General features: G+C 74.9%; 4 protein-coding genes. All 4 read left to right on the forward strand.

The features are described 5' to 3' along the window. The first annotated feature begins 140 nt into the window (after positions 1–140). The 4 genes from ACIQOV_RS23960 to ACIQOV_RS23975 all read left to right on the forward strand — a co-directional run bounded on the left by ACIQOV_RS23960 (position 141) and on the right by ACIQOV_RS23975 (position 5,772). Positions 141–683 (forward strand): beta-class carbonic anhydrase, encoded by a 543-nt coding sequence (locus ACIQOV_RS23960; protein WP_401051566.1) that lies wholly within the window; start codon positions 141–143, stop codon positions 681–683. Positions 684–972: 289 nt separating this feature from the next. After that, entirely contained in the window at positions 973–2,022 is a 1,050-nt protein-coding gene (locus tag ACIQOV_RS23965; RefSeq protein ID WP_380357231.1) for an AAA family ATPase, read from the forward strand. A gap of 1 nt (position 2,023) precedes the next feature. Further along, on the forward strand, positions 2,024–3,346 hold the full coding sequence (locus tag ACIQOV_RS23970; RefSeq protein WP_401051568.1) for a DUF58 domain-containing protein: 1,323 nt from the start codon (positions 2,024–2,026) through the stop codon (positions 3,344–3,346). Next, a complete protein-coding gene (locus tag ACIQOV_RS23975; RefSeq protein ID WP_401051570.1) occupies positions 3,343–5,772 on the forward strand; it encodes a DUF3488 and DUF4129 domain-containing transglutaminase family protein in 2,430 nt (809 codons plus the stop codon). The genes ACIQOV_RS23970 and ACIQOV_RS23975 overlap by 4 nt, the downstream gene beginning before the upstream one ends. The last annotated feature ends 55 nt before the right edge of the window (positions 5,773–5,827 follow it).

The following is a 5,827-nucleotide window of genomic DNA, read 5'->3' on the forward strand; positions in this document are numbered from 1 at the left end:
CCCCTCCCCGCCCCGCGTGCGGGTCACCCCGTACCAGCCCGGGCGAACCCTCCGGTTGTGGCGATGCACCCGATCGCGGCGCCCGGTTCTGTAGCTCCCCGCCCCACCGCGCGGTCCCGATCCGCACTAACGTCGCCACCATGACAGTGACACCCGACCGGCCCTCGCCGAACGCCGCTGCCGCCCCTGCCAGACCCACCGTCATCGACCGCTTCGTCACGGCCAACCGCACCTACGCCGTGACCTTCCAGGACGGCGGGATGGACGCCCGCCCGGTGCAGAAGATCGCCGTGGTCGCCTGCATGGACGCCCGCCTCGACCTGTTCGCGGCGCTCGGCCTCGAACTCGGCGACGCGCACGTCGTCCGCAACGCCGGAGGCGTCGTCACCGACGACACCATCCGCTCCCTGACCATCAGCCAGCGCGCCCTCGGCACCCGCTCGATCGCGCTGATCCACCACACCGGCTGCGGCCTGCTCGGGCTCACCGAGGACTTCCGCCGCGAGCTGGAGCTGGAGGTCGGCCAGCGCCCGCAGTGGGCGGTGGAGGCCTTCGTCGACCTGGACGGCGACGTCCGCCAGTCCATGCAGCGCGTCCGCACCTCTCCCTTCCTGCTGCACACCGACGACGTCCGCGGCTTCGTCTTCGACGTCCACACCGGCCTGCTGCGCGAGATCGACTGAGTTCTCCGTCCGCTCGTCCCCGGGCCCGCCACAGCCGCCCGGAGACGAGCGGACGGGCCACCCGCGGTCCAGGCATTCGGGAACCGCCGAATGGTGACTTCTGGCCATCCCGCGGGGGAGAATGCGCCTGCCGGTCGGACCCCGAACCACCTGGGGCGGCCAGGCCGCAGGCCGCCTTTCCCGGCGCCGGATCCTTGTTCGGAACCGCCCCCGGGACGGCCGCGTCAAGCATGGGGTGGGGCCCGGCCTCGGGACGGGGCGGGCACAGGGTGCCAGGGAGCGTAAACGGGTGACGAGCTACAACGATCAGGCCGGACTCGGCAGTCCTGCGGGGGGCGAGCAGCAGAGGGCGAACGGGTACCAGCCGGTCGGGCTCCCCGAGCTCGCCGCGGTCGTCGACCGCGTCCGTGCCAACGTCGAGAGCGTGATCGAGGGCAAGCCGGAGGCCGTCCGGATCGCCCTGACCGTCCTGCTCGCCGAGGGCCACCTGCTGCTGGAGGACGTGCCCGGCGTCGGCAAGACCATGCTGGCCAAGGCGCTCGCCCGCTCGCTCGACTGCACCGTGCGCCGCATCCAGTTCACGCCCGACCTGCTGCCCTCGGACGTCACCGGCACCAACATCTACGACCAGCAGCGGCACGACTTCGAGTTCCGCCCGGGCGCGATCTTCGCCCAGGTCGTGGTCGGCGACGAGATCAACCGCGCCTCGCCCAAGACCCAGTCCGCGCTGCTGGAGTCCATGGAGGAGCGCCAGGTCACCATCGACGGCACCAGCTACGAGCTGCCCTCGCCGTTCATGGTCGTGGCCACCCAGAACCCGGTCGAGATGGAGGGCACGTACCCGCTGCCGGAGGCCCAGCGCGACCGCTTCATGGCCCGGATCTCGATCGGCTACCCCAGCCCCGAGGCCGAGCTCGCGATGCTGGACGTGCACGCCGGCGCCAGCCCGCTGGAGGACCTCCAGCCGGTCGCACACGCCTCCGACATCCTCAAGCTGATCGACCTGGTCCGCGGCGTGCACATCGCCGACCCGGTCCGCCGCTACGCCGTCGACCTGGTCGGCGCCACCCGCACCAGCCCGGAACTGCGCCTGGGCGCCTCCCCGCGCGCCACCCTGCACCTGGTCCGGGCCGCCCGCGCCGCCGCCGCGCTGGACGGGCGCGACTACGTCACCCCGGACGACATCCAGCGCCTCGCCGTCCCGGTCCTGGCGCACCGTCTGATGCCGACCGCCGAGACCCAGCTCAGCCGCCGCACCTCCGAGCAGATCGTGACCGACCTGGTCGCCCGGCTGCCGCTGCCGCGCCCGCAGGGCGGCCCGGCCGTCCGGAGGGGCTGAGGTGACCCAGTCCGACTCCGCTTCGGGACTGCGGGCCGGGTTCCGCGGTCTCACCACCCGGGGGCGGTCCTTCCTCGCCGCCGGGGTCACCGCGGTGGTCTGTTCCTACCTGCTCGACCAGGACGCCCTGCTGCGCGTCGGCGTCCTGCTCGCCGCCCTGCCGCTGGTCGCCGTGGTGGTGGTCGCCAACACCCGCTACCGGGTGGCCAGCGGACGCCGGCTCAGCCCGCGCCGGGCCGTCGCCGGCCAGGAGGCCCGGGTCCACCTGCGGGTCGACAACGTGTCCCGGGTGCCCACCGGCGTGCTGCTGCTGGAGGACAAGGTCCCGTACGTGCTCGGGCCGCGCCCGCGCTTCGTGCTGGACCGGGTCGAGCCGCGCGGCCACCGCGAGGTCTCCTACCGGGTCCGCTCCGACCTGCGCGGCCGCTACCCGCTCGGGCCGCTCCAGCTGCGGCTGTCCGACCCGTTCGGGATGTGCGAGGTGACCCGCGCCTTCACCGCCTCCGACGTCCTCACCGTCGTCCCCCAGGTCCAGGCGCTGCCGTCGGTACGGCTCAGCGGCGAGTGGATCGGCCAGGGCGAGAGCCACAGCCGCACCCTGGCGCTGGCCGGCGACGACGACGTGATCCTGCGCGAGTACCGGCCCGGCGACGACCTGCGCCGGGTGCACTGGCGCTCCACCGCCCGGTACGGCGAGCTGATGGTGCGCCGCGAGGAGCAGCCCCGGCAGGCCCGGGCCACCGTCGTGCTGGACACCCGGGAGATCGCCCACCGGGGCAGCGGCCCCGCCTCCTCCTTCGAGTGGGCGGTCGGCTGCGCCGCCTCGGTCTGCGCGCACCTGCTGGAGCGCGGCTACCAGACCCGGCTGCTCACCGACACCGGGCTGTCCGTGCCCGCGCCCGGCACGGGCGGCGGCCACGGCAGCGCCGCCACCTCCGGGCTGATCCTGGACGCCCTCGCCGTCGCCGACCTGTCCGACGGCGGCACCCTCTCCCGCGCCGAGGATCCGCTGCGTGCCGGCGGCGAGGGCCTGCTGGTCGCCGTCCTCGGCGACCTGGACGACGCCCAGGCCACCCGGCTGGGCCGGCTGCGCAGCCGCGCCGGCGGGGCGATCGCCCTCCTGCTGGACACCGGCACCTGGGCCGGCCTGCGGATGCTCGCCCCGGACACCGGCGGCGACGACTTCCGGGCCCGGGTCCGGCAACTGCGCGAGTCCGGGTGGACGGTGATCCCGGTGCGGGCCGGGGACTCCGTACCGGACCTGTGGCGGGCCGCCGACGGCAGCAGGACGACCGCCCCCTACCGAGAAGAGGCCGGCGCGTGACCACCCGGGCCAAACTGACCGCGTACTCGGCGCTGGCCACCGCCCTCGCCTCGCTGTGCATGATGCCGCTGCTCACCACCCGCAGCTGGTTCACCCACGCCGTCCTGGTGATCGCCGTGATCTCCGCGGTCGGCGCGGGCCTGCGCCGCTCCCCGCTGTACCGCTGGACGGTGCCGGTCGGGCAGCTGCTGGTGCTGCTCCTGCTGCTGCTGCTCGGCTTCGCGGGCGCCGGCGGGGTACTGCCCGGGCCGGCCACGATGCGGGTCCTGGACCAGGTCCTCACCGCCGGCCTGGACGACATACAGCAGTACGCCATCCCGGCTCCGCCCACCGCCGGACTGCGGCTGATCCTGGTCTCGGCGATCGGCCTGATCGCCGTCGCGGTGGACACCGTCGCGGTGACCTACCGGCGATCGGCGCTGGCCGGGCTGCCGCTGCTGGCCCTGTACTCGGTCGGCAACGGCCTGGCCGGGGAGCACGGCAGCTGGGTCTGGTTCGCCGTCGCCGCGGCCGGCTACCTGCTGCTGCTGCTCGCCGAGGGCCAGGACCGGGTCTCCCGCTGGGGCCGGGTCTTCTACGGGGGCGCGCGCGGCTCGGTGGAGTCCGGCCGGGTCAGCCCGGCCGGCCGGCAGGTCGGCGTGCTGGCCCTGGCGGTGGCGCTGCTGCTGCCGGTGGTCCTGCCGCACTGGAGCTCCGGACTGCTGAACTCCGGCTCCGGCGGGTCGAAGGGCAAGGGCGTCGGCGGGAGCCTGTCGACCAGCCTCGACCCGCTGGTCAGCCTGGAGGCCGCGGTCACCAAGCCGACCGACGCGGAGCTGCTCACCTACACCCTGGACAGCTCGCTGGCCGATCAGACCTATCTGCGGACCGGCTCGCTCGACCAGTTCGACGGCACCAACTGGAAGCTCGGCAGCACCACGGTCACCGACCTTCCGGCGACGCTGCCCACCCCCGAGGGCCTGCGCAACGCCCAGCTCCCCCGGATCGAGGGCGACTTCAAGATCGGCGACCGGCTGGAGGGCAGCTGGCTGCCGATGCCCTACCCGGCCGCCTCCGTCCAGGTCCCCAAGCCCGGCGACTGGAAGCTCGACCCGCTGACCCGCACCGTCCTGCCGGCCAACGACAAGGCGATCCGCGGCCTGAACTACCACGTCAGCGCCCTGGACCTGCGGCCCGGCGCCAACGACCTGCGCCTGGCGGCCACCGCGCCGCAGGACATCAGGGAGCACTACACCGCCGTCCCGGCCGACCTGCCGCCGGTGGTCGCCGAGAAGGCCAGGGCCGTCACCGCCGGCGCCCGGAACGACTACGACCGGGCGACGGCGCTGGTCAACTGGTTCACCGGGCCGGACTTCACGTACGACACCGCGGTCAACGGCGGCACCGGCAGCGACGCCATCGCCGTCTTCCTGCGCGACCGCCGCGGCTTCTGCGTGCACTTCGCCTCCACCATGGCGGCGATGGCCCGGGTGCTGAAGATCCCGGCCCGGGTGGCCGTCGGCTTCACCCCCGGTGACAGCAAGGGCGGCGGCGTCTACTCGGTGACCGGCCGGATGTACCACGCCTGGCCCGAGCTGTACTTCTCGGGCTACGGCTGGCTGCGCTTCGAGCCGACCCCGAGCCGCGGCGTCCCGGCCCGCTACACCGAGGCGTCCAGCGCCCCGACCAGCGCGCCGACCCAGCAGGCGACCGCCGCCCCGCAGAGCGCCTCGGCCGCCCCCGCGCCGACCTCCAGCTCGGACTGCACCCCCAAGCAGCGCCAGCTGGGCGAGTGCGACACCAAGGGCAAGGCCGTCGCCACGGCCGCCGAGGAGTCCTGGCTGCTCTCCCCACAGGTGCTCGGCACCCTGGCCGCGGTGCTCGTGCTGATCGCACTGCTGCTCGCCCCGATGCTCTGGCGCGCCGCCGTGCGCCGCCGCCGACTGGGCGGCGGGGGCCGGCGCGGGCCCGGCGGGAGCGGGCCCGCGGAGCTGACCGACGCCCAGGTGCTGGCCGCCTGGGACGAGCTGATCGACTCCGCCTGGGACCTCGGAATTCCCCCGGACGAGTCACGCACCCCGCGTTCGGCGGCCCGCCGGATCACCGAGAAGGCGCAGCTGGACGCGGACTCCTCGGCCGCCACCGGCCGGCTGGCGCTGGCCACCGAGCGGGTGCTCTACGCCCCGCCCGGGCGGCCCACCACGGAGCCGCTGGCTTCCGACGTCCGCACCGTCCGGCGCGGGCTGCGGGCGAGCGCCGGCCGGGCCGGGCGGACCAGGGCGCTGCTGCTGCCGCCGTCCTCGGCCCAGCTGTGGTGGCGGATCTCCGACGCGGTGCGGGCGGCCCGGGCGGCGGTCGGCAGCCGGGCCGGCCGGGCGGTCGAGGCGGTCCGCACGCCGGTGCGGCGGGTCTTCACCCGGCGCAAGCGGTCCACGCCGGGGTCGTGACGCCGGGGTCCTGAACCGGACACGAAGCCGGGGCGGGCAGTCGATCGACAAGGCG

Source organism: Kitasatospora sp. NPDC091257 (assembly GCF_044757675.1).
GTDB classification, from domain to species: domain Bacteria; phylum Actinomycetota; class Actinomycetes; order Streptomycetales; family Streptomycetaceae; genus Kitasatospora; species Kitasatospora lactacystinica.